The sequence below is a fragment of the Enterococcus malodoratus genome, from assembly GCF_027659535.1.
Taxonomy (GTDB): Bacteria; Bacillota; Bacilli; order Lactobacillales; family Enterococcaceae; genus Enterococcus_A; species Enterococcus_A malodoratus.
In genome coordinates, this window is the sequence record NZ_JAQDPG010000009.1 from 158,232 (window position 1) to 179,808 (window position 21,577).

Consider the following 21,577-nt stretch of genomic DNA (forward strand, 5'->3'; position numbering starts at 1 on the left):
AAACATCTAACATGCTATATTTATTAAAATGATCAAGAAAAAGGGTGTATGAAATGAGAAAAAGATCGATAATAAATAGGCTGTTGGGATTTATTTTAGGAATATTTTGGGTTTTTGTTTTATTTTTTCATGGCCTTGCGGGAACTTTTGCCTGGTTTGGACTAAAAATTGTTTTTCCGGTAATTGGTTTGATTATTCTATTAATCAGCTTAATCCGCTTAGTCACCAAAAAGGATCGGTTTAAAAACAGCCTAGTAACGATTGTTCTATCGCTGCTTATGATAGCTCCGATTACATTAGTTATAGGAATCTTCCACACAGCCTATCCGATCAGAGAAAGCCAAGCAAGTCCGGCTTTGACAGTTTCGTGGCCGCTAAAGGAACAGACGGTTGTTGGTTAGGGCGGAAATACGTATGAGGAGAATTATCATTCAGAATGGCCGGCGACTCGCTGGGCCTATGATTTAGTGATGGAACCTTATAACACCAATAATCCTAAGTTAGCTAGCTACGGCTGTTGGAATAAAGAGGTCGTTTCTCCAGTTGAGGGAACGGTCGTTGGAGCCTATGACAAAGATGAAGATCATGGCGTGAATTTGGATGAATTCTACAGCCAAGGAAACTATGTATTTATTAAGGTAAAAGAAACTGGGACCTATTTAGCACTCTATCATCTAAAGCAAGATAGCGTCACGGTGGCTAAAGGCGATCAAGTAAAAGTTGGAGACACTTTAGGCCGCGTAGGAAATAGCGGTGCCTCCTCCGAACCGCATCTGCATATTCATCATCAAAAACAGAATCCAGTAAATGGCAATCAATTGTTAGCTGAAGGACTGCCGCTCTACTTTAAGCTTCAAGGTAAACAGGAACTGCCTGTAAAAGGTACAATCGTCACTCCATAAAAATAGACCCGATAAACAGGACAAGAATCTCTTGTACTATTTATCGGGTTTAGTTCTTTTAACGAATCAAATCAATACCAGGATTTTCCAACACGGCAAGGACCTGTTCCTTCGTAGTCAATGGTACATCTCCATGAATCGTATGAGCCAATACTGCATTCATCGTTGCAAACTCGACTGTCTCAGTTAATGACCAGCTTTCTGCATAGCCTGCTAAAATCCCAGCAGCATATGCATCACCGGCACCGATTCGATCTAAAACGGTTAACTCACGACTTGTACTAACAGCCTGCTCATCACGAGTATAAAGAAACCCTTGCAGCTGTTTCTGATTGTTGGCGGAGGTTCTTTTCGTTCCGGCGAACCAATCAATTTGATACATTTCCATAAATACCGAAATCAATTCATCCTCCGTACCGGATAATGGCATTTGCAGCAAATCCGTCAAATCTCGAACACTGCCAAAAACGATATCACAGTAAGGTAAAATCTGCTCATACTGCTTTTTCATGAAAGCAGCCTTATTTGGTTCGGTATTCAAACTAGGACGAAAGTTAAAATCAAAACAAACCTTTTTGCCTGCTTCAGCCGCTTTTTTTGCTAATGCGTGAGCGGCGTTTCGCGTCTCATCCGTTAGGCTTAAGGAAATTCCGCAAATATGGATCAGATCATTCGAAGCCGCGACCTGCTCAAAATCATAGGCAGTCTGATCGCTCACCCCAAATGAACTGTGATGGCGATTCTGATAAGTCACTTGTGTTGGACGCTGACCGTAACCATTCTCCGCAAAATAACTGCCGATATGCTGGTGAGCAAAAGTTAGTAGCTCCGTCCTGATCCCATATTTAGCGATTGCTGATTTGGCAACTTGGCCTAAACGATTATCTGGCAGCACTGTCGCCAGTGAGGTCTCATAACCTAACTGGGCTAGATTCGCCATAATGTTGACACCCGTGCCAGTGTAATCCATCCGCAATTCATTTGTTTGGTCTAACAACAGATATTCTGGCGGGGACAGCCGCAGCATCACTTCACCAAAAGCCGCAAATCTCATAGATTGTTCTCCTTTTTATTTCAATGTATTTTTAACCATCTCAAGCAGTGTTTTAACATCTTCTGGTCGAGTATCGCCTGTTTCTGCATCAATAATCGAGCTGTAAACATGGGGAATGATTTTTTTAACGCCGGCATCCACCGCGATTTGAAGGATTTCTTCAAAGTTCTCTAAGTCGATTCCGCCGGTCGGTTCCAGATAGAAATCATACTTCGCGCAAGCTTCAGCCACAGCTTTAAATTCTTCTTTATGGGCCAAACCTTTCATTGGGAAGTATTTGATCGAACTGCCGCCCATATCTTGCAATAGCTTGATCGCTGTTTCGATTGGAACGATCCCTTCCGCTCCTTGCGAGCTTAATGGGCCAGTCGCGATATTAACGTAGCCGACTTTTCCGGTAGGTGAAACGAGTCCATTGATGACTGTTTCCGACTGCCCTAGCAAAGCTCTGGAAGTTCCTACGCCAGTAAATACTTGATTTACATGCTGTGGCTGCAACTTACCTGAGATACGCGAGACCATTTGGCTTTGATTTGGGTCGCCTGCGCCTAAGCCGACAGATAAAGCATTATCGGTGGCTTCTTGATATTTTTTCATATCGGCGATCGCTACTTCATCGCTGTCATAATTTTTCGATAGAACGCCTAAGACTACGTGGCCTTCTGCGGCTTGATAACAGTCTTTGGCATTTTCCACTGAGTTTGCTAATACATTTAAACAAATTCGATCTTCTAAGTAATTTGGTTGTAATGACATTGCTTTGTCCCCTTCTTATTCCATAATAGCGCGTAAACGCGTTACGATCATTGCCATCTCCTGCACATTCACAGAACGGATATCAAATTCGATAATTCCGTTATTGGCTTGATATTCTCTTGTATAAACAGCTGGTGATTCTTCCTTCAGCTTGGCAATAACTTCCTGCGCTGTATGATTGCCCGAAACGTGAACACTGGCCCGATAAATATCCCGACCAGCACCATCCTGAACACTCTTAGCGGTTAAGTCTTTGATTTGATTGACCGCTTCGATGAAAGGTTCTAGTCTCGCCTGCATCGAATCCCCAGACTCGCTGCCATTCTTCAAATAGTCTTCAATCGCTTGGGTAAAACCGAGGATATTATCTTTCCCGATTTTCATAGCTCTGCCGATCCCTTTGCCCTGCAAGCGAACCCATTCGATTTTGTCTTTCTTGCCGATCACCAAACCAGCGCTTGGCCCTTCGATCGCTTTTGCACCAGAATAGATTACTAAATCAGCCCCGGCTTTACTATAGAAGAATAAATCCTCTTCCGCAGCGGCATCAACGATCAATGGCAGCTGATTTCTTTTCGCAACAGCTGCTGCTTCTGCAACTGACAGCATACTTTTTTGAACTGTATGATGACTCTTAATGTATAAAATCGCCGCCGTATTTTCAGTAATCATCATTTCCAAATGATCCGCTGAACACATATTGGCATATCCGGCTTCTACTACTTGCCCGCCGCCTTGTTCGACCATTACTTCTACTGGTGTCCCATAATCAACGTTGTGCCCTTTGGGTAAAATGATCTCTCGCTTCTTGATGCGATCAGTATATGGATGGTACGCATGATAGACGTCGCCTTGTCCAATCACCGCCGCAACACTTTGAGCAATTCCGGCCGAAGCGGAAGAAACGATCTGTGTATCCTCGACTTCTAAAAGTTTCGCGATATAAGCCCCGGTCTTTTCACTCAAGTCCGCCATTTCAAAAAAGTGCTCGCCGCCAAAACGTTGGGCTTCCATCACCGCTTCAGAGACCTTCGATACTCCAAGAATCGTCATGCGGCCGGAAGCGTTGATCACTTTTTTTAAGCCTAATTTATCCAAATTAATTGTCATAGATTTGACCTCCAATGATCGTTTTCACAGGCACGATTTCCTCTTTCGCTGTGCGAGTATTCCCATTTGAATCGATTAATTCTTTTTTAGATTCCTGAATGGTGAATATCGTGATATCCGCATCGTACCCCGCCGCTAGTTTTCCTTTGTTCTTTAAATGGAAATTTTCGGATGGGCTTTCCGTAACCTGCTTAATGATCTCTTCCCAAGAATACCCTACTAAGAACAGCTTTTCCATTGTTGTGGCTAGATCATAGACCGGACCATTTTGACGATTGCGAACATAAATGTCCGAGCTGATCGAAGAACTCTTCATCCCCTCACTCAAGGCTTGCTTCGCAACACCAAAATTGAAGCTGTCAGTCCCATGTCCGATATCAAAGATAACGCCTTTGTTGTAAGCTTTCCACACAAAACCTTTGATTTGATTGCTGGAGCGATCGAGAATCCCATTTTCTTTTCCATTAAAGCAATGGGTCAACACATCGCCTTTATCCATCAAAGCTAGAATATCCGACAGCTCAGGCGGTGCGGAACCGACATGAACCATTAACGGCAGATTGCCATATTCTCGTTGAAATTTTTTCGCTAATCTTAGCGGTTCGATCCCGCTTGAACCGATCACCGTCTTGCTCATTCGAGCTTTCAAGCCAACGATAAATTCAGGAAATTCCTCGATCGCCCGTCGTACCGCATCACGTTGAACTTTCGTCAGATCAGCCAATTCATCCTGCTCAACAATGCCCCATTTTGAAATGTTCAATAAAGCGTAGACATTGGTTTTTGATTTTTCAGCCAACACACAAAAGTCTCCGATGTTTTCCGCACCGGTCGTCCCGGCATCGATTACCGTCGTCACGCCTCTTTTCACACCAACCTCATCGGGATAATCATAATACAACGTCATTTTTTCATAGCAATGTACATGATCATCGATCCAGCCTGGCGAAAGGTATTGCTCTTCCGTTAACACAAGCTCATTCTGACTCTCTTCAACAATTTTATCTGCTATATCAGTGATTTTGCCATCAGAAATTCCTAATTCGAATTTCTGTCCATCAATCGTTTTGCCGTTTCTTACAACTAAATCCAACATTTTCGTTCCTACTTTTCTGTAAATTTGAATTTTGACCAAGGGTGAATAAATGGTAAGAGCAGCTGTTCATTCGCAATGATCTGCCCCACTTTATTCTTCCGATTATCCTTATGAGCCTTCAAGACTACTTGCAGCTCATTTTTATATTTACCAAACGCGTCATTTCCGATCACGATATCTCCCGGTTGGAATTCGATTTCATTGTCATGAGGGGCGTTGGCTTCTTGTCCATATTTTTTACGAACAAAGGTTGAGCGAACCATCTGATCCGTGATGTCTCCTCTGCGATAGTGCTGTTCATTTAGAACGATTTGTTTTTCTACTTCATTCACATCTGCGACAAATTCAACAGAAAATTCCGTTTGATAACGATCGACTGCGCCCATTGCCTGCAATTCTTCTTCTGAAGCATAGGCATTTCCGATGATCACATCATCGATTAATTTAGTCGCAAATAAATGCTTGGTCGCCACTTCCACTGGCAAATGACGATGCATTTCTAACGTTGGCAAACCATCATTGATATCCCACGGACCGATATCTCCCACTTGAGAAGTAACGAAAGCAGCGGTTCTGATCCCGTGAGCCTTGAAACGTTCGCTGCATTTTACGAAGAAATCGTAAGGTAAAGCCGTTCCCTCTTGCGGATAAAAATTGTGGCAGCCATATAGAAATGGCGTGTTGGCTTCATAAGTCAAGATATTGTCCAAATACGCCACATCATTACTCATGTTCAATTCGATCGCCACACCATATGGGTTGTAAGTCAGCATCGCTTCCTTGCTTCCATCAAAGCCCAAATCCAACCGAATCCCATCCGCACCTAATTCATGAAAGAAACTCATATCATCATAGGAAATGCCTAGCTCTTCGAAAATATTTGGTGCTACATCTAAGATCGTTTCGTAGCCTAGCTCCTTCGCAAAGAAAATCAGCTCTTTAAATTTCTTTTTGACCGCCTCTTTGCCTTCAGTAACCTCTAGCATACTCATAAAAATCCGACCGAACTCATATTTATGAGCCAATTTAATATATGCTTTGTCCTGATCGATATCACTATGATCCGGATAGACCGAAATTCCTAATACACGTTTCATACACTTTTCCCTCGTTCCATTTCATCAAATTTTGAGCGGTACTTATAAGCAATCAGCGAAGCCGAACAAATTGTCACAGTCATTACTAAGAATGACGCGATGTTTAGCAAAACGCCAAGCACCATCGCTAATGTAATTGCCCCTAAAGAACCAAACAAGATATATCTCAGTTTTACTTCCTGTATTTTTGCTGGAAGCTTTCCTTTTTCTAAATAAATATGACTCGCTAGAAATAGAACAACTAAATAAATTAAGTTCATAGTATCACCGAAGAGGATAGTCGCTTGACTACCCTCTCCATCCTTTCTGCTATAGAAAATGAATCCTTCTTAGTTAGAAGTAGCACCTTGCAAGCTTTCGCCTTTTGCTTTTTTCGCTGCTTCTTCTGCTTCTATCTCAGCAGCTTCACGCGCTAATTGTTGTTTTTCAAAAACCTTGAAGAACGGGTAGTAGATTCCCATCGAGATTAAGAAATTGACAATAACCAAGATCGCCGCTCCAATACTCCAGTCCGTACTCATCCAAGCCGCAATCGGCGCTGGAATCGTAAAGCCGTAACGCGCCACCATCATTGGAATCAAGCCGGAAACCGTTAAGAAGTAAGATAAAGTCGTAGTCACTAGTGGTGCCAAAATGAATGGAATCCCTAACAACGGGTTCATTACGATCGGTGCACCGAAAATCATCGGTTCATTAATATTGAATAATCCCGGTAAGAATGACAGACGTCCTAAACTCTTCAGATATTTCGATTTAGAGAACATGAAGAATACCACTAACGCCAACGTCGTTCCTGCTCCGCCGATCCAGATGAACCATTGTAAAAATTGTTCCGTGAAAATATTTGGCATCGCAGTGGCACTGGCACCATCCGCAAAAGCTTCCATATTTTCAGCGATCGATAATTCCCAGAAAGGACGAATAACTGGTCCCATGATGGCTGGTCCATGAATTCCTAATACCCAGAAGAAACAGATCAAGAAAACCGTCAACAATCCGCCAAACAAACTATTACCGGCAAGAACATCTTTGAAAGGCATTAGCAAATTACTCAAGAAGCCATTGATATCGAATCCGATCATATGACGGATTACCCAGAAGAAAATCAGGATAGCGCCACCAGGTATCAACGCCATAAATGAATTGGTGACTTCTGGCGGAACGCCTTCAGGCATTTTGATCGTAATGTTCTTTTCAATAAATATCCGATAGATTTCTACTGAAATAAGCGCGGTGACGATTGCTCCAAATAAGGATGCCGCACCAAGGTTAGCAATATTGATGTAACGTCCAGCATCAATCACTCCGTCAACATTATCGAATACACGAAGCGGCGGTGCCGCAGTCACTAGAAAGGCCATAACGGACAAAATACCGGCAGTCAAAGAATCGACCTTATAACTATTAGCCAACTGTGAGGCAATTCCAAAAGTAGCATATAAAGCTAGGATTCCGACTGTATAACGAAATGGGATATCTAAAATTGCTAAATACGGTTCAATCATTGCAGCAACAGAAGGAATCGGGAAATTTAGAAAAATAGTGAAAAAAGAGCCAACAATTGTCAACGGCATCGTTGCAACAATTCCCTTTCTGATTGCCATCATGTGTCGCTGTGTACCAATCTTATTCGCGAAAGGCATCAATTTTTGTTCTATCGAACTTACAAGTCTGTCCATTTTTTAACCTCCGTTTATAACGTTATAATGTTTACAAGTGAATAGTACCATACCGTTTTTTACCTGTAAACGCTTTTTCAAGATTATTTTTTACTTTCTTTTGACAAAAATTGATTGTTTTCTTTAATAGCGAATCATAATTAACCCTCAGAAGAACTTTATTTTTCTGCAAACCTTCATTAATGATTAGATATAATAAAAAACTGTGACAGCTAACCATCACAGTTTCAATCTTATGTTTCATATTCAATTTGATACGCATGATTCGAAGTATTGTAAATGGCTTCCGAATACTCGACTACCTTCTGATCATAATCATAGGATTTTCGAATTCTCTTTAACGCGATCGTTTCTTCCGTTTGAAGAAGCTTTTGCTGTTCTTGATTTAATGCGATCGCGACAAAATCATCCATAAAGCGTTCGATCTCTAAGCCATTTTGATACAAAATCCGATAGAGCGATTCTTGTTCCAAATCTTCTTTGGTGAATCTTTTTAACCCTACAGGCAAATAATGATCGAAACAGATATACGGTTTATCGTCCAACAAGTACATCCGTTGGAACCAAATAGCTTCCGAGCCAAAGTACTCATAGGCTTTCTGACTCTCGTCCAACGTAATCTTTTTTACATCAAGGATCATTTTTTTAACGGACAAATTGGAATTTTCTAAAATTTGCGTAAAGCTGATCGCCTTTGATAATTTATTGTACGGGCGCTCACTGAGTACCGTTGTGCCCTTCCCGCTTTTCTTCTCCACATATTCATCCGCTGCCAGCAGCTCAATGGCTTTTCTGACAGTGATCTTGCTGACATCGAATAATCTTTCCAGCTCTGGTTCTGAGGGCAGCATCGTCCCTACAGGATACTTTCCAGAAAATATATCTTCTTTAATTTTCTCAGCGATTTCTAGATACAACACACGAGTCTTCTTCATACGGTCCACCTTTCTCAATGAATGTTCTACATTACTTAGAATAGCATTTAGCGTAAAGTTTGCAAAGCTGGATTGTGGCGACTCATAAATATTTGCTCTTTAGTTCCACATGCTAAGCTTTTTATAGCAAACTTGCTTTATCTTTGCTACTCTTTTATTAAGACAAACTCAGGAGGCATACTATGGATCTGCAAAATTTTAATTGGACCCGTTCCCCCGAAAGCTATAATTTATCCGAAAACATGCTTGAGGTCATCACCAAACCGCATACTGATCTTTGGCAAAATACCTATTATCATTTTCAAAACGACAATGCGCCCGTTTTTCAGATGGAAACGGACGAGAAATATTTTAGTTTTGTCGTAAAAACTGAATTTGCTGAAAGCCACCATCGGTTTGATCAATGCGGCATCGTGATGTACTTAGATAGTGAAAATTGGCTAAAGGGTTCGATTGAGTATGAGAATGATACCTATCAGCACTTAGGCAGCGTCGTAACAAATCACGGTTTCTCCGATTGGGCAACGACCGAAATCGATGCTTCAATCAAATCCATGTGGTATCGCCTAAGCAGACGCGAGAATGATTACTGCATCGAATCTTCAACAGATGGGAAAAAGTTTCAACAAATGCGTATCTGCCACATGCTTAACGGGGATGGCAAAGTTCGCTTCGGAGTCTATGCCTGTTCTCCAGAGGCTTCCTCCTTTAAAGCCGTTTTTACTGATTTGCAGTTGTTAGAGTGTCAATGGCCTGCACATGATGGACAGCTGCCGGATGAATAGATCATTTCCATCAGTTAAAAATCCGAACAAAATACACTCTCTAAATCAATAAAGTTTACTTTCAAACGGACAAATCATTAAAACACGAACTTTATTCAGCTTTTTTATTTCAAAACCCGAAAAATCATCGACAGTGACAATCCCCAATGTTATCATTTTTTAAAACACTGGTTATTTCAGAGAAGGCAGGAAAAAGATGAAAGAATTGTACGATGGAAAAACGAAAACAGTTTTACTTGATGAAGAGAACAAAGAAGTCTATTTACTGTTCAAAGATAGTGCGACTGGCGAAGACGGTGTCTTTGACCCGGGTTCCAACACCGTTGGCGGCAGCGTCGCTGGCAAAGGCAAAATTGGCTTAACCGTTTCAAAATACTTTTTTGAATTAATGGAGAAAAATGATATTCCTACTCATTACTTAGGGGCAGATATCGAAAAAGGTGTCATGAAAGTTCGTCAATTAACAGTACCAAACTTGGAATTTGTTTTACGCTATTTCACGGCTGGCAGCATGTGTCGCCGCTTTACGTTACCAGAAGGATTGCCTTTCGACCCGCCGTATTTGGAAGTAACTTTAAAGGATGACGAACAGGGTGACCCATTGATTACCGATCGTTTGTGCCAAATGAAAGGCATTTTGACACCTGGTCAATACGATGAAGCACTGAATATTTTAACAAACGTTGGTACCGTCCTTAAAGATGCTTTAGCCGAAATGGATTTAAGCCTAATTGATTTCAAAATTGAAATTGGTTATGACGAAAATGGAAAAATGTATGTTGTTGATGAAATTACTCCCGATATCTGGCGAGTAAAAGACGAAGCGGGCAACATTCCCAACCAAATCGACTGTGCACAATTAATCTTAGATAAAATTCAATAAGCAAAAGGTGAGGTGCCATTACGGCTACCTCACCTTTTTTATGTTTTGAAAAATATCCATTCGCAAAGCAAACAGTATTCAAGGCATACAAAAAAAGCCCTTGATAACCAAGGGCTTCGATTCATCAGATAATAAAAGATTAACGACGAATTTCTTTGATACTTGTGAAAAGTCGTTAAAGTATTGATATAAAAAGATTTTTATTACCTCTGACTACATATTGACTACTTTGTTAAAAAATCGTTTTTCAAGAATCCTGTAATACCAGTGCTTTCACCGTTTTTTAACTCTCTAAAGAACTAAAAGCAATCAGAGGTTTTACCTTTTCATTTGACGTTAAGTGGCGATAAATTTTCGAAGTTGTTTGGTCAGTATGCCCTAAGCGATCTTTCAAGACTTCCCAGCTACAGTGCTCCGCTACTAAGCTTGCCATTGTATGACGAGCTAAATGGGTATGAAATGGCTTATTAATTCCCGAGCGATTCACACACCGTTTGACGTGATCATTTACATACTCTCGACGATAAGGAACACCACGTTTACTAGAGTCAAGATACACAAACAAATATGTTTCTTCTATAGTAAACCTGTAATGTTGCCTCATCTCATCCAAAGCCTTAATCAACTGTTGTAACTTTTCCATAACTAGAGGAGTTACTAGAACTCGTCTAGCAGAACTAACTGTCTTAGTAGTTTCAATTCGAAAATCCTTGCTCTTACCTTTAACTGCCGTTTGCTTATAGAATAGAATTTCATTTCTTTTGAAATCTATATCTCCAGGCTGTAGAGCAAGCGCCTCGCTGACACGGCAACCAGTGTAAAATAGAACATGGAATAGTACAGACATTGGTAACTCTTCATGAACAATGCCGTAATTCAAAAAAGTTCTCAATTCATCGACAGTAAGAAACTTGTCCTCAATATTATTCACGGCTTCTTTTAAATCAGTTATCGTTAACTGATATTTTGGCATTCTCACAGACTTCATTGGGTTTTCACTTATCAAATTCTTTCTTTGACAATATTTGAAAACCATATTCAGAACTTGAATAAGTGATTGTAAACTATTTTTGGCATAGCCAACATTTGTTCCATTAACGCCACATTCCTTTAAGGTAAAAAGTAGTTCTTGAAGGTAGTCAGGTGATAAATCAGATAACTTTTTATCACCAATCCATCGAACAATAATTTTTAATTGTTCTTCTCGTTTGTCATAGGTTGTTTGCTTTTGCTCATTTAACGAACGGTAATGTTGGAACCATTGCTCACCTACAACACGAAACTTGTCATTGCTTGCAACAATTTTTTTCTTAAGCCTTTGTTGTTTCTCCATTTCAAGATAGGCGAGTTGTGCCTCACGTTTTGACTTAAAGCCACGTCTTGTTGTTCGATATGCTTGGAAGTACCATGTGATCCTACCAGTAGAACTGATTTGCTTCTTGAATCGATCTGTTTTTTCCATTTATTGATTCCTCCTATTTTGAAGGAACCCAACAAGCAGAAACCCTTTGGAAATCTTTCTATCTATGAAATCATTGTACCGCATCTTAGAAAGAAAAGATAACTTACAAAGATCGAAGAAGTCGCAATTTTTCACGATAATCATCTGAATCACTCTTTCTCATCCATTCTAAAACATCATCACGAAAATAGTGTCCCCGAATCCCATACCAACAGGGAGGAAACTCACCAAGTTTTACTAAACGGTTCAATGTGCTATCACTTATCTGAAATAGTCGCTTTAAATCAGTATTCGTTAAAACCAGAGGTAAATGACTAACTGCAAGCAATTTTTCCGTGTAATCTTCCAGTTTTTTTTGTAAAATTGAATAGAACTCTATTTCCAGAGAATTAATATTTGTTTTAACTTCCAACTCCATCACCCTTCTCTATTAAATTCAAAAAGACCACCACAGTACCCCCTTAAAATTGTAAAAAACCACTCCAGTATCCCATCAAAACGGACTAGAAAAGAGGAATTAATAATATGAAACAAGGAATTGCAGACATAAAAATAATTAAAGAAATTCTTGAAAAATCTACGGCTAATGCAATAGCATCCGGAACAGGAATCAATTTGAGTACAGTAAAAAAACTTAAAAGTGGAGAGAGGGCTGTAGAAAAATTAAATCTTGCCGATGCTATTAAAATCACAGAATTTGGCATGAAAAATATGCCAACCAAAATCGAAATATGGAAATAGTAGTTTCTCTAATCTATCAGCTGCTCTGCCAAAGCACATAGGAATTTCACCTCCCCCCAGTAATGGCGGGCCAATTTGGTTACGGAAGTCTCATTATCGTAGTTATGATTTTTATATTAAATTTGTCGCTCAAAGGATAACCCAGTCATGGCGTTACTAGAAAATCGTAATCTACATGTACTGATAGATTTACTATTCACTTATCAAAGAGCGTTAGGCTATTTTCAGCCTATGGAAATCCTTTATTTTAAACCGATAAAAAACTTCCATAGAATGAAAAGGAAAGGGAAAAAATACTTTAACGAGTTGTGTCAAATTCAAGTATCTTCTCAATCAATTTCGTTTCCAGTTGTCTACGCATATATTCATCTACGTACATAACCATTCCTTTTTCTTCTTCATAGACAGGTTTCATGGCTAATCGTGATATATAATTTTGATATTTTGACAGAACGATGGACATGGCGATTGAATCACCAGAGACTGCGGCTTCAATAGTAGCTACTGGTATAAACGGTATATATCGTTTATTTTGCTTCATAATTGCCACCCAAATACTTTCCTAACTCTTCCAAGGCCACTTGTCGTTGGTACCAAACACTGCCGAGACTTTTCCCAATAATATCGCCAATTTCACGATCGTTGAGACCGATGAAGAAGGACATCAAAATGATTTCTTGTCTTAGACTAGATAATGCTGCAATCGCATTTGCCAACTCCTCATTTGAAATAAAAATCTTTATACCTAGGACAATAAAGCTACCACTACTATTCATATTTGGTTCTGAATAATAAAACTCTGTACCCAGTCCTTTTTGTTTCAATATCTCCATTGAGATTTGACGTTGGCGAAATCTAGCGTATTTCTTTTGAATGTTTAATGCCTCGTTGCGGACTACTTTCTTACAAAAACTGTCAAACGCGTGTCGAATGTGGGTTTCCCCTGAGTCGCCCATAAATTTTCCTCCTCAAAGAATTCATTCAACTCGTTTTACTTCTATCCCTTTCCATTATTACTACAATTTGGGAGTGAGCATTTTTCGAAAAAACTAAATTTTTTTCAAAAATAAAAAAGGCATACAGACAGAAATTGTCTATACGCCTCACAAACAGTTAAAGCTAATATCTTATCTTGCTTTTCATAAATTTGTTATATATATAAGACGCAAATTTCAAGTAGAACTTAGCCACTTATTGAAATTCACTAGTTATTCTATTTAAAACACTATCTAGCATCGCTTGAAAATGAGCTCGGGCATGGCACTGCGCATAGTAGATTGGGCAGAAGTACTGAGATTAACTCCAAAGAACTGTCCAAAGACCATCATGCCAAGGAGGCTCATCATCAAGCTCATGCGGCAGTGAGCGCAAGTTTCGACATCTCTTCAAGTAAACACTCACGGGGAGAGTGGCGTAGCCTAATATTTTTCTTGGTAACGTGTTCATTCAGTCTTGGACACGCCGTATCAATGATAGGGATACATGTTCCATACGTGTTCCCTTCGGGATAAAGCGCCGAAGCATTCCCGTTTATCCGCCATATCTGGTCGTTTCTCGATCAGATCGCCAAAAATTTTTTTGTTTCGTCTGTTTCGCGATTTGTTGGTTTTCCGCCGAATCTTGAGATGCTGGTCAATATTTTTTGTTTCCATTAAGCCAAGATCAATATAGTTGTACAGCGTTGTCGTGCAAGGAATCTCTTCATGGGGAAATAAGTTCAGTTTTTTTGCACGTCCCACATGGACATCGGGTGAATACTTTTCTTTCTTCATCTGATGATCAGCATACGCCATGAAGTCTGGGACTGAAACCCATTTTGGTTGTTTGCGACAGTTTACTTGAGCTCTTTCATAAGAATCCTGACCAGCATCGGCGGAATAAACGAAGGGCTCATAGCCATAGGTTTTTCCTTTTTGCACTTGACGTTTAATTTGACGGACCGTACCGTTTTTTACTTCAGTATGAATTGTTTGAGGAGCCGGTCGAGTAATTTTGCGATTGCACGATTGGATAGCGGTCGGTCACATTATTTCCAAGCTTCAATTTTTTTCATTCCTGATACTTAAGGTGTTTGCCTTTGCGTAAATATGTGAAATCCTCAGGACAATTCATCCTTTATTGATTGTGTGGGAACTTCAATAATACATGAAATTGGGTAATGATGTTTTTTATTTTATGAAGTGGCTAAGTTTATTATAAAATCTACCTTTTTAATAATTCTTCTCGATATTCTTCAATTAAAAAAATATCTCTGAATCCTTAACCAATCATAAATATCACATGTCGATGAACTACTCGAAATAAATCATTTGCAGTTACTTTCGACCATTTTTGGCTTTCTCCCATTGGACGGCTCGGATAGAATTTTCCTTTACAACGCAACGGAATGAGTTTTTCATTGTGACACCCTTCGCAAACGAGTAAACGATACCTTTTTCGAAGATCTCCACAATCACGGAATTTTTTTACTTCCTTCTTAATAATTGGACGAATTCGTCGCCCATACCGTTCTAAAAAACGATGCCAATTTTGATGTTCATCAAAAAAAATGGCTTGAAGAAGATTCTTTTTCATTGGCTTCTTTTACCGAGAAATCAGACAAATGAAAAGGGATAAGAACCTTGTCGCATAGGCTTTCTTATCCTTTCAAAAAGATATACTTCCTTTAATGTTAACAAAAAAAGAAGAACCGAAGTCCTTCTTAATTATAAGGAAATTGCTAAACAACACTAGTTGACAAAGAGCCATTTGATTTTGCACAACTCATCAGTCCTTATTGACAAAGAAAAGAGATCTTTCCAATTAGATTGATTAAGCTCTTCTTTTGTATTTCAACAAGTAAATCGCACCTGCAGTAACGATCAACAGTAACCCAATCATCGAAATGAACCAGTCAGAAGTTTCTCCGGTTTGTGGAAATCGACCTGAACTACTTGGTTTATTGTCAGATCCTGATTTGTTGCCACCAGGGCCAGGTTTCTTCTCTTTTGTTGGTAATAGTGTATTTCTTGCAACAAAAGTAGTGGTTTTTCCGATCTTTTGAATATTGGAAACATAACCTTTCACTTGTAATTCTTCAATGGTGTAGTTGATTTCTTTCCCGTTATTATAAACATCCAAGTCTTCAAAGCTTCCTTGCCAGTTTGATTTGGCACTCAATTTCAATGTCTTACCTGTTTCTTTGCCATCTGCCAGAAGTTTGAAAGTAATGCTGTCTGGGCGAACTCCCGTTTTATCATCATCATCTTTCCAAACTTTCGTGACATTGACATTTTCTTTACCAGGTGTATGACTATTGGTAATATCAAAGCCTTTGATAGAAGAAGAGTAATCCTCTACCTTATCTTCGGCAACACTATATTGGATTTTTTCTCCATTTTCAAATTTTGGCATGTTCTTGAATTCATATTTCCAGTCATTGTCTGCAGTGACCTTAACTGTCTTCACAACTTCTGTACCTTTCAACAAATGAACAGTGATGACATCTGGACGTTTACCATCTTGATTATCATTGTCATCCCAAATCTTCGTGCCAGAAATATCAACTGTTACTGGGGTGTGGCTGTTAGTAATAACAAAACCTTTGCTAGCATCACCACTGATCACTGATTCATAACCTTCAACAGCTAATTCTTGCACTTCATAAGTGACTTTCTTACCTGCTTTGTATTCATCAAGATCAGCAAAGCTTGCTTGCCAATGATTCGCTGCATTCAATGTTTTCACTTGATCAGTTACTACACCATCAGCAACTAAGACAACTTTAATTTGATCTGGACGGACTCCATCTTGATTATCAGCATCATCCCAGGCTTTGACCACATTGACACTGGTCTTTCCAGGTGTATGCGTATTGGTCACATCAAATTCTTCAACTTCAGATGAATATTCTGGTACAGAAACTTCTTGAATCGTATACCTGATTTCATTACCAGATTTATATTTATCCAAACCAGTGAATTCATAGGTCCAATTGGTTTCTGCGGTCACTTCTTTACTATCTACTTCTTTACCATCTGCTAACAAACGAACTGTGATCGCCTTTGGGCGTTTGCCATCTTGATTATCATTGTCTTCCCAAGTCTTCGTGCCAGAAATATCAACTGTTGCTGGGGTGTGGCTGTTAGTCAATGTATAACCGTCTTTGGCATTTCCAGTAACTTCTACTTTGTAGCCATTTGTTTCGCCAACTTCTTTGACCGTATAGTCAATCGTTTGACCCTTATCTTTCAAGTCAAGATCTTTCCAAGTCGTGGTCCATTCGTTGGCTGCATTCAATTCGACTTCTTCGCCGACCTTTTTATCCCCCGCATAAAGTTGAACTTTAATACTTTCTGGGCGAACACCGTCTTGGTTATCTTTGTCATCCCAAGCTTTCTTGACACTCACTTCAGTTTTTTTTGGTGCATAGCTGTTGGTGATCTTAAAGCCGCCTGTCATCGTTCCAGTAACATCGCTCTTATAATTTTTGTCTGGATCGACTTCTTTAACTGTGTATTTGATTTCTTCTTTGCTGCTTGCATCAGTTTTTCTTAGTTTTTTAAATGATGCTTTCCAATCATTTTCGGTATTTAATTCTACGGTTTTTCCACTAGCTTTGCCATCAGCGTGAAGTTCCACAGTCACTTTAACTGGACGGATACCATCTTGGTTATCCTTGTCATTCCAAACTTTTTCGATTGGAATATCGACAAATTGAGTAGCTTCGTTTTCTACATCAGCAATGGCATCTTTCAGTTTAATTTGACCATCTTTGTTGACTACTTCAAAATCAATGGTTTTATCCGATTTTTCATAGCCATCTGGTGCAGAAAGTTCAACTAGTTGATATTCCCCTACCGGAAGTCCTTTGACGGTTACTTTCCCATTTTCATCTGACGTTAAAGCTGTTTTGGTATCCGCTGAAATTTCGCCGCGTTCGGCCCACTTCACGGTCTTATCCGCTTTGAGTCCGTTATAATAGCGACTATCTTCATTCTTGATCGCAAAGACAGCACCGGCTAAAGCTTTTCCTTTTATATCTACTTTATTAAAGGAGATTTCTGGAACAGCATTTTCAACCTTTAGAGTCGCGACTTCTTGTCCTTCTTTATCTGCTTCTAATTTAATTTTTTTGCCATTTTTCAGCTCATCACTGATCGTATATCCAGCAGGAGCTTTTGTTTCAACCAGCAAATAATTCGTTGCACGCAAGTTCCCAAATTTCAATTCGCCCTTTTTATTTGTTACACCCGAACGAACGATTTGTTGCTTCTTACCATCCTTGTCTACCGACCAAAGTTCTAATTCGGCACCTTTTAAAGGAGTCTTATTATCATCAGCGTCGACTTTGACAATATTGACAGAGGATTTTGATCCTTCTCCGGTTCCGATAGAAACAACAACTTTCGTACTTTCTTCTGTGTTGCCCTCTACTTCTTTTTGTCCGTCACCTTTGATCGAGATCTTATTGGTCAAGGTATTTTCGCCGTTATTTTCTGGCATGATCAAGGCTTTGTATTCCATGATATAAGCTTTATCAATCGTCCCGTTCATCTTAATGGTAGCCACTTGTTGGCCAATCTCATTATTTGTTTCAATATCTACAGTATAATCTTTGCCTTTTCCCAATACCACACTGGCATCTTTGGTGATATTGCCAGCTTGATCGACTTTCGTTCCATAAATTGCAAAGGAATCTTCCGCCAACACTTGGTTGATCGAAGGAGTGTCGGTAATCACTACATTACTCATGGTTGATTGCGATGGATTGATGGTCACTGCCCAAGTTACATAATTGGCATTGTTTGGATCTTGTTTCCCAGACTTATCAGCAAAGACATTGCCGTGTTTCACGTTGACTGTTGCGGTAACGTCTTTTTGATAGGTAGCCCCGTTTTTATAGGTCGCTGTATTTTTATATTGTGACTGATCGATTACCTTTCCTTCTAAAGATGTTTCAAAAACGAGATCGTAGGCTTTATTGCCATCCGGTAATTTTGCCGTGACTGTTTTTGATGCGGAATCGTAAGCAATATCTGCATTTGTCACTTCAGCACCACGACTAACATTTCCGTTGGCAATGATCTTCACTTCATACAATTTTGCCGACCCGTCCACATAGTCCTGATTACCGATAATCGGATCAGTGATCATTGCACCTTTCAAAGCATCTTGAGTATAGTTGACTTTTGTCGTCCAAGTAATGTGCTTATTTTGTGCATTATAAGCCCCACCCTTAGTTGCATCGGCCTTATATTCATTTTTGATGTTTGGTTTATGTTCTGTCGTATTGGTATGGTTATCGCCACTGTGATCTTGCCAATGGGAGCTAGCACCGTTGCTTAAATCCCCTTCACGACGAGCAAAATCAGTCGTATAAGTTAAAACATAGGTCTTATCCGTGTCTTTTTTCAAATCACCCAAAAATTCCACTTTGAATTTTTGACCGTCCATTGTTACTTTGTAATCAATATCTTTGACTAAAGTTTTACCCCCTTGTTCCTTTAAAACAATGGAGTCTGGGTCTAAAGTGAGATTTTTAGAAAGGGTATCTTCCAGGTACCAGTTAGCCATTTCGTATTTGAATTTGTTGATGGTGATCGTCCAATTGATCTTCCGCTTGTCATAATCAATATTGGCTTCTTTGACTAAGCCATCTGTATTAATTGTACCTTCGCTGCCAGTTTCATAACCAGTATCGGTTTTTACGGAATTAGTTAATTTCGCTTCATCGCCTTTTACATCATCATCGATTATTTTATTGAATTTCGTCTTATAATCGATATTGACTGCTTCATCGATTCCGTTGGTAAAGTTGACTTTCATTGATTGACCATCAAAAATCACCGTATAATCTTTGCCTTTTTCCAAGGTCTTTCCAGAAACTGTTTTGACCACAATGGAATCTTGAATGAATTCTAGATTTTTATTGCCTAAAGTATCTGTTACATGTGAGTTGGCAGGCAAGTTTTTATTGCCATAGTTGTATTTGATTTGCCATTTATAGACAGTTCCGTAATTGTCATCGTCTGTTTTGCCAAAAGTCTTGTCGATCAACTTACCATAGGTCATCGTCGTTTCGGCTTTAGCACTTTGTTCGTCAGTGTTATCATCCTTTAATGTGGCCGTATTATTAAATTTAACATCGCCGCCTGCTGCTGGAATAGCAGAATCTTTCACCGTTGTTTCATAAACGAGTTGGAAAGAATCATTGGTTTTGGCATAGTCGTTGATAAATTTGATGACATTTCCATCTTTGGTATAATCTTTTCCTTCGATTAGAGGATGGTCTTTATCAACACTTACGACCTTACCGTTTTTATCAACGGTTTGACGATACACCTTAACTCCTGTTAAATTTAGGCCCTCAGGCATCGGATCTGTGACCGTTGCATTATTTAAGGTTTCCAAATTCGTATTGATGGAAACTTCCCAAGTGACTTTACTTTCTTTGACATTATTGGTTGCTGCCTTGCTGATGGATTGACCACCTTCAGGCTTGACAACGACATTAAACTCTTTGTCGCCCCCGTCAACTGGGAAAATGATGGTTGTACTTCCTGCATTCTCATCAGTATCCAAATATTGCATATAGGAGATTGTTCCTTTGATGTCGTGTTCGGATTCCACTTTATCATTAAACGTTAAACGCAGGGTACCGTCGTCTTTGATTTCATAAGTGCCATAATCACCAAGACTTCCGGAAACATTAGAGAATTGAATTCCTTCCGGTAATTTTGTTTCATAATAATCACCGGCATGCAGGCCATTTTCATCGCCTGTTAAAAGATATTCAGGAATGGTCCAGTTATAAAGCAATTCGATCATGGCATCTGGATTGATGACTTGCCCCTCTTCAACAGATTTATCATCGATCTTTAAATCAACACCGGTAATAAGGCTATCCCCATCATGGAGTAAATCATTGATCTTGCGAGGTTCTGCTTGTGCAGAAGCTTTCTTCCCTTCAGGAGCTACAGTGGAATCTGCCGTTTCACTTTCAGTTGTGGTTCTCACTTCACTCGTTGAACTTTCTGAGGTAGTGCTTGTCTGGTCAGACTCTCCATTGTCTCCAGCAGTTATTTCTTTTGTTGTCGTTGCTTTCGTTTCACTTTCGCGTACTTGACCAGGAACTAAAATTTCCTGAGTTCCGTTGACACCAGTCACAGTGAAAGTTTGATCATCTTTACCTACTTTAGTAACACTTAGTTTCAAAGTAAAGGCTCGATTAGTCGTTGCGGCTGTTTTTACTTCTATTTTATTATCTATTGTAGTAACTGTAACTCCTTCTATTTTTTCTGTATCTTTTTCTATTTGTACCGGTAAGTTGGTGTTGAAGACATAAGTTTGCTCAGTATCTGTTGTATTATGCAACAATAACATAACATTAATTTTTGCTGAATCTTCCTCGTTATCAATCAGCTTCACCTCCTGTATATCAGCACTATTCTTATCTTCCCGGGTATCGATTGTTTCTGCAACCGATATGACTGGTGAAAATACTGATTGTAATAGCAATACAATTAACATAATCACAGGCATTACTCTTTTCAACCCTTCAAACTGATCAATCTTTTTCCTATTCATCTTAACCCCTCCATCGTTGAATTTGCTCTACTTTGTTATAATTATAAACAATAAGAACCTATATAACAATACATTGAATTAAAATTGGATAAACAGAATTTTGCAGTAGTAGGTGCCGATCCAAGGATAGTAAACCATGTTGCTGAAAGGTTTGGCCGAGAAGGTTATATATTTCGAATAAAATGAATAATACAGCTCTGAACAATTACTAATGGAAAGATAGTTTTTGTCCCTTCTTCGAGGTCAGAAACCCTGTCCATCGAAATGAAAAAGACATCTTCAACACCACGTACTTCCAGTTCAGCAAATACTTGTATCCAGAGATTTTTAGATTCTAATTGATTTAATCATAACACTAAAATTTCCTGATTTTCCTTGAAATCATATCCAAAGATAGTGTATACAGCATATTCTTTGGCTTCATAATTTTCTCGCAAAGTAACATACCATACAATCAACGAATGCTAGTGTTACCGAATTTTACATAGTCCATCTTTTTCCCTCCAGTA

At 39.3% G+C, this 21,577-nt stretch carries 18 protein-coding genes and 3 pseudogenes; 5 read left to right on the forward strand and 16 right to left on the reverse strand.

Annotated elements, in window-relative coordinates; translation table 11 throughout:
• Positions 1 to 53: 53 nt before the first annotated feature.
• Both PGP85_RS15320 and PGP85_RS15325 read left to right on the forward strand, forming a co-directional pair.
• Positions 54 to 401 (forward strand): hypothetical protein, encoded by a 348-nt coding sequence (locus PGP85_RS15320; protein ID WP_270328357.1) that lies wholly within the window; start codon positions 54 to 56, stop codon positions 399 to 401.
• Between the two features lie 69 nt (positions 402 to 470).
• Positions 471 to 902, forward strand: coding sequence for a M23 family metallopeptidase (locus PGP85_RS15325; RefSeq protein WP_270328358.1), 432 nt, complete (start codon positions 471 to 473; stop codon positions 900 to 902).
• A 58-nt stretch (positions 903 to 960) separates the two neighbouring features.
• Here the strand turns inward: PGP85_RS15325 and PGP85_RS15330 are convergent, their stop codons facing one another.
• The 8 genes from PGP85_RS15330 to PGP85_RS15365 all read right to left on the reverse strand — a co-directional run bounded on the left by PGP85_RS15330 (position 961) and on the right by PGP85_RS15365 (position 8,629).
• Entirely contained in the window at positions 961 to 1,956 is a 996-nt protein-coding gene (locus PGP85_RS15330; RefSeq protein ID WP_270328359.1) for a sugar kinase, read from the reverse strand.
• A gap of 15 nt (positions 1,957 to 1,971) precedes the next feature.
• A complete protein-coding gene (gene dagF, locus PGP85_RS15335) occupies positions 1,972 to 2,712 on the reverse strand; it encodes a 2-dehydro-3-deoxy-phosphogluconate aldolase (protein ID WP_270328360.1) in 741 nt (246 codons plus the stop codon).
• A gap of 15 nt (positions 2,713 to 2,727) precedes the next feature.
• Positions 2,728 to 3,822 carry a DgaE family pyridoxal phosphate-dependent ammonia lyase gene (locus tag PGP85_RS15340; RefSeq protein ID WP_270328361.1) on the reverse strand — a complete coding sequence of 365 codons (1,095 nt, stop codon included), beginning with the start codon at positions 3,820 to 3,822 and terminating at the stop codon, positions 2,728 to 2,730.
• Complete coding sequence (locus tag PGP85_RS15345) at positions 3,812 to 4,918, reverse strand: amidohydrolase/deacetylase family metallohydrolase (protein WP_270328362.1); 1,107 nt, start codon at positions 4,916 to 4,918, stop codon at positions 3,812 to 3,814. The genes PGP85_RS15340 and PGP85_RS15345 overlap by 11 nt, the downstream gene beginning before the upstream one ends.
• Before the next feature lie 8 nt (positions 4,919 to 4,926).
• A complete protein-coding gene (locus tag PGP85_RS15350) occupies positions 4,927 to 6,015 on the reverse strand; it encodes a DUF871 domain-containing protein (RefSeq protein ID WP_270328363.1) in 1,089 nt (362 codons plus the stop codon).
• Positions 6,012 to 6,275 carry a hypothetical protein gene (locus PGP85_RS15355; protein ID WP_270328364.1) on the reverse strand — a complete coding sequence of 88 codons (264 nt, stop codon included), beginning with the start codon at positions 6,273 to 6,275 and terminating at the stop codon, positions 6,012 to 6,014. The genes PGP85_RS15350 and PGP85_RS15355 overlap by 4 nt, the downstream gene beginning before the upstream one ends.
• 69 nt (positions 6,276 to 6,344) lie before the next feature.
• Positions 6,345 to 7,694: a PTS sugar transporter subunit IIC gene (locus PGP85_RS15360; RefSeq protein ID WP_010740245.1), complete on the reverse strand. Its 1,350-nt coding sequence runs from the start codon at positions 7,692 to 7,694 to the stop codon at positions 6,345 to 6,347.
• A 233-nt stretch (positions 7,695 to 7,927) separates the two neighbouring features.
• Complete coding sequence (locus PGP85_RS15365; RefSeq protein ID WP_270328365.1) at positions 7,928 to 8,629, reverse strand: GntR family transcriptional regulator; 702 nt, start codon at positions 8,627 to 8,629, stop codon at positions 7,928 to 7,930.
• A gap of 182 nt (positions 8,630 to 8,811) precedes the next feature.
• Here PGP85_RS15365 and PGP85_RS15370 point away from each other — a divergent pair, with 182 nt between their 5' ends.
• Together PGP85_RS15370 and PGP85_RS15375 are read left to right on the forward strand one after the other, a co-directional pair.
• Positions 8,812 to 9,414: a DUF1349 domain-containing protein gene (locus PGP85_RS15370; RefSeq protein ID WP_270328366.1), complete on the forward strand. Its 603-nt coding sequence runs from the start codon at positions 8,812 to 8,814 to the stop codon at positions 9,412 to 9,414.
• 196 nt (positions 9,415 to 9,610) lie between these two features.
• On the forward strand, positions 9,611 to 10,297 hold the full coding sequence (locus tag PGP85_RS15375) for a phosphoribosylaminoimidazolesuccinocarboxamide synthase (RefSeq protein WP_010740248.1): 687 nt from the start codon (positions 9,611 to 9,613) through the stop codon (positions 10,295 to 10,297).
• Positions 10,298 to 10,580: 283 nt separating this feature from the next.
• Here the strand turns inward: PGP85_RS15375 and PGP85_RS15380 are convergent, their stop codons facing one another.
• Together PGP85_RS15380 and PGP85_RS15385 are read right to left on the reverse strand one after the other, a co-directional pair.
• Positions 10,581 to 11,759, reverse strand: a complete 1,179-nt coding sequence (locus PGP85_RS15380; protein ID WP_270328367.1) for a site-specific integrase — start codon at positions 11,757 to 11,759, stop codon at positions 10,581 to 10,583.
• 103 nt (positions 11,760 to 11,862) lie between these two features.
• Positions 11,863 to 12,177, reverse strand: coding sequence for a helix-turn-helix domain-containing protein (locus PGP85_RS15385; protein ID WP_069017661.1), 315 nt, complete (start codon positions 12,175 to 12,177; stop codon positions 11,863 to 11,865).
• Between the two features lie 107 nt (positions 12,178 to 12,284).
• Between PGP85_RS15385 and PGP85_RS15390 the strand changes: the two genes are divergently transcribed.
• Positions 12,285 to 12,500, forward strand: coding sequence for a hypothetical protein (locus PGP85_RS15390; RefSeq protein ID WP_016613890.1), 216 nt, complete (start codon positions 12,285 to 12,287; stop codon positions 12,498 to 12,500).
• 298 nt (positions 12,501 to 12,798) lie between these two features.
• Here PGP85_RS15390 and PGP85_RS15395 read toward each other — a convergent pair whose 3' ends face one another.
• The 6 genes and pseudogenes from PGP85_RS15395 to PGP85_RS15420 form a co-directional block, all read right to left on the reverse strand.
• Entirely contained in the window at positions 12,799 to 13,041 is a 243-nt protein-coding gene (locus PGP85_RS15395; protein ID WP_002335627.1) for a helix-turn-helix domain-containing protein, read from the reverse strand.
• Complete coding sequence (locus PGP85_RS15400) at positions 13,028 to 13,456, reverse strand: sigma-70 RNA polymerase sigma factor region 4 domain-containing protein (protein ID WP_061724774.1); 429 nt, start codon at positions 13,454 to 13,456, stop codon at positions 13,028 to 13,030. The genes PGP85_RS15395 and PGP85_RS15400 overlap by 14 nt, the downstream gene beginning before the upstream one ends.
• 395 nt (positions 13,457 to 13,851) lie before the next feature.
• Positions 13,852 to 14,612, reverse strand: a pseudogene (locus tag PGP85_RS21380) (transposase).
• A gap of 150 nt (positions 14,613 to 14,762) precedes the next feature.
• A pseudogene (locus PGP85_RS15410) lies at positions 14,763 to 15,074 on the reverse strand (transposase zinc-binding domain-containing protein); the annotation flags it as partial.
• Between the two features lie 237 nt (positions 15,075 to 15,311).
• On the reverse strand, positions 15,312 to 21,068 hold the full coding sequence (locus PGP85_RS15415) for a Cna B-type domain-containing protein (protein ID WP_097646351.1): 5,757 nt from the start codon (positions 21,066 to 21,068) through the stop codon (positions 15,312 to 15,314).
• A 170-nt stretch (positions 21,069 to 21,238) separates the two neighbouring features.
• Positions 21,239 to 21,530 (reverse strand): annotated as a pseudogene (locus PGP85_RS15420) (transposase); the annotation flags it as partial.
• Positions 21,531 to 21,577 lie beyond the last annotated feature (47 nt).

Coding starts and splice junctions, on each gene's coding strand:
- PGP85_RS15360 (WP_010740245.1), bottom strand. CDS start 7,694: ATGGACAGACTTGTAAGTTCGATAGAACAAAAATTGATGCCTTTCGCG.
- PGP85_RS15385 (WP_069017661.1), bottom strand. CDS start 12,177: ATGGAGTTGGAAGTTAAAACAAATATTAATTCTCTGGAAATAGAGTTC.
- PGP85_RS15395 (WP_002335627.1), bottom strand. CDS start 13,041: ATGAAGCAAAATAAACGATATATACCGTTTATACCAGTAGCTACTATT.
- PGP85_RS15330 (WP_270328359.1), bottom strand. CDS start 1,956: ATGAGATTTGCGGCTTTTGGTGAAGTGATGCTGCGGCTGTCCCCGCCA.
- PGP85_RS15340 (WP_270328361.1), bottom strand. CDS start 3,822: ATGACAATTAATTTGGATAAATTAGGCTTAAAAAAAGTGATCAACGCT.
- PGP85_RS15365 (WP_270328365.1), bottom strand. CDS start 8,629: ATGAAGAAGACTCGTGTGTTGTATCTAGAAATCGCTGAGAAAATTAAA.
- PGP85_RS15320 (WP_270328357.1), top strand. CDS start 54: ATGAGAAAAAGATCGATAATAAATAGGCTGTTGGGATTTATTTTAGGA.
- PGP85_RS15325 (WP_270328358.1), top strand. CDS start 471: ATGGAACCTTATAACACCAATAATCCTAAGTTAGCTAGCTACGGCTGT.
- PGP85_RS15370 (WP_270328366.1), top strand. CDS start 8,812: ATGGATCTGCAAAATTTTAATTGGACCCGTTCCCCCGAAAGCTATAAT.
- PGP85_RS15375 (WP_010740248.1), top strand. CDS start 9,611: ATGAAAGAATTGTACGATGGAAAAACGAAAACAGTTTTACTTGATGAA.
- PGP85_RS15345 (WP_270328362.1), bottom strand. CDS start 4,918: ATGTTGGATTTAGTTGTAAGAAACGGCAAAACGATTGATGGACAGAAA.
- PGP85_RS15355 (WP_270328364.1), bottom strand. CDS start 6,275: ATGAACTTAATTTATTTAGTTGTTCTATTTCTAGCGAGTCATATTTAT.
- PGP85_RS15400 (WP_061724774.1), bottom strand. CDS start 13,456: ATGGGCGACTCAGGGGAAACCCACATTCGACACGCGTTTGACAGTTTT.
- dagF (WP_270328360.1), bottom strand. CDS start 2,712: ATGTCATTACAACCAAATTACTTAGAAGATCGAATTTGTTTAAATGTA.
- PGP85_RS15380 (WP_270328367.1), bottom strand. CDS start 11,759: ATGGAAAAAACAGATCGATTCAAGAAGCAAATCAGTTCTACTGGTAGG.
- PGP85_RS15350 (WP_270328363.1), bottom strand. CDS start 6,015: ATGAAACGTGTATTAGGAATTTCGGTCTATCCGGATCATAGTGATATC.
- PGP85_RS15415 (WP_097646351.1), bottom strand. CDS start 21,068: ATGAATAGGAAAAAGATTGATCAGTTTGAAGGGTTGAAAAGAGTAATG.
- PGP85_RS15390 (WP_016613890.1), top strand. CDS start 12,285: ATGAAACAAGGAATTGCAGACATAAAAATAATTAAAGAAATTCTTGAA.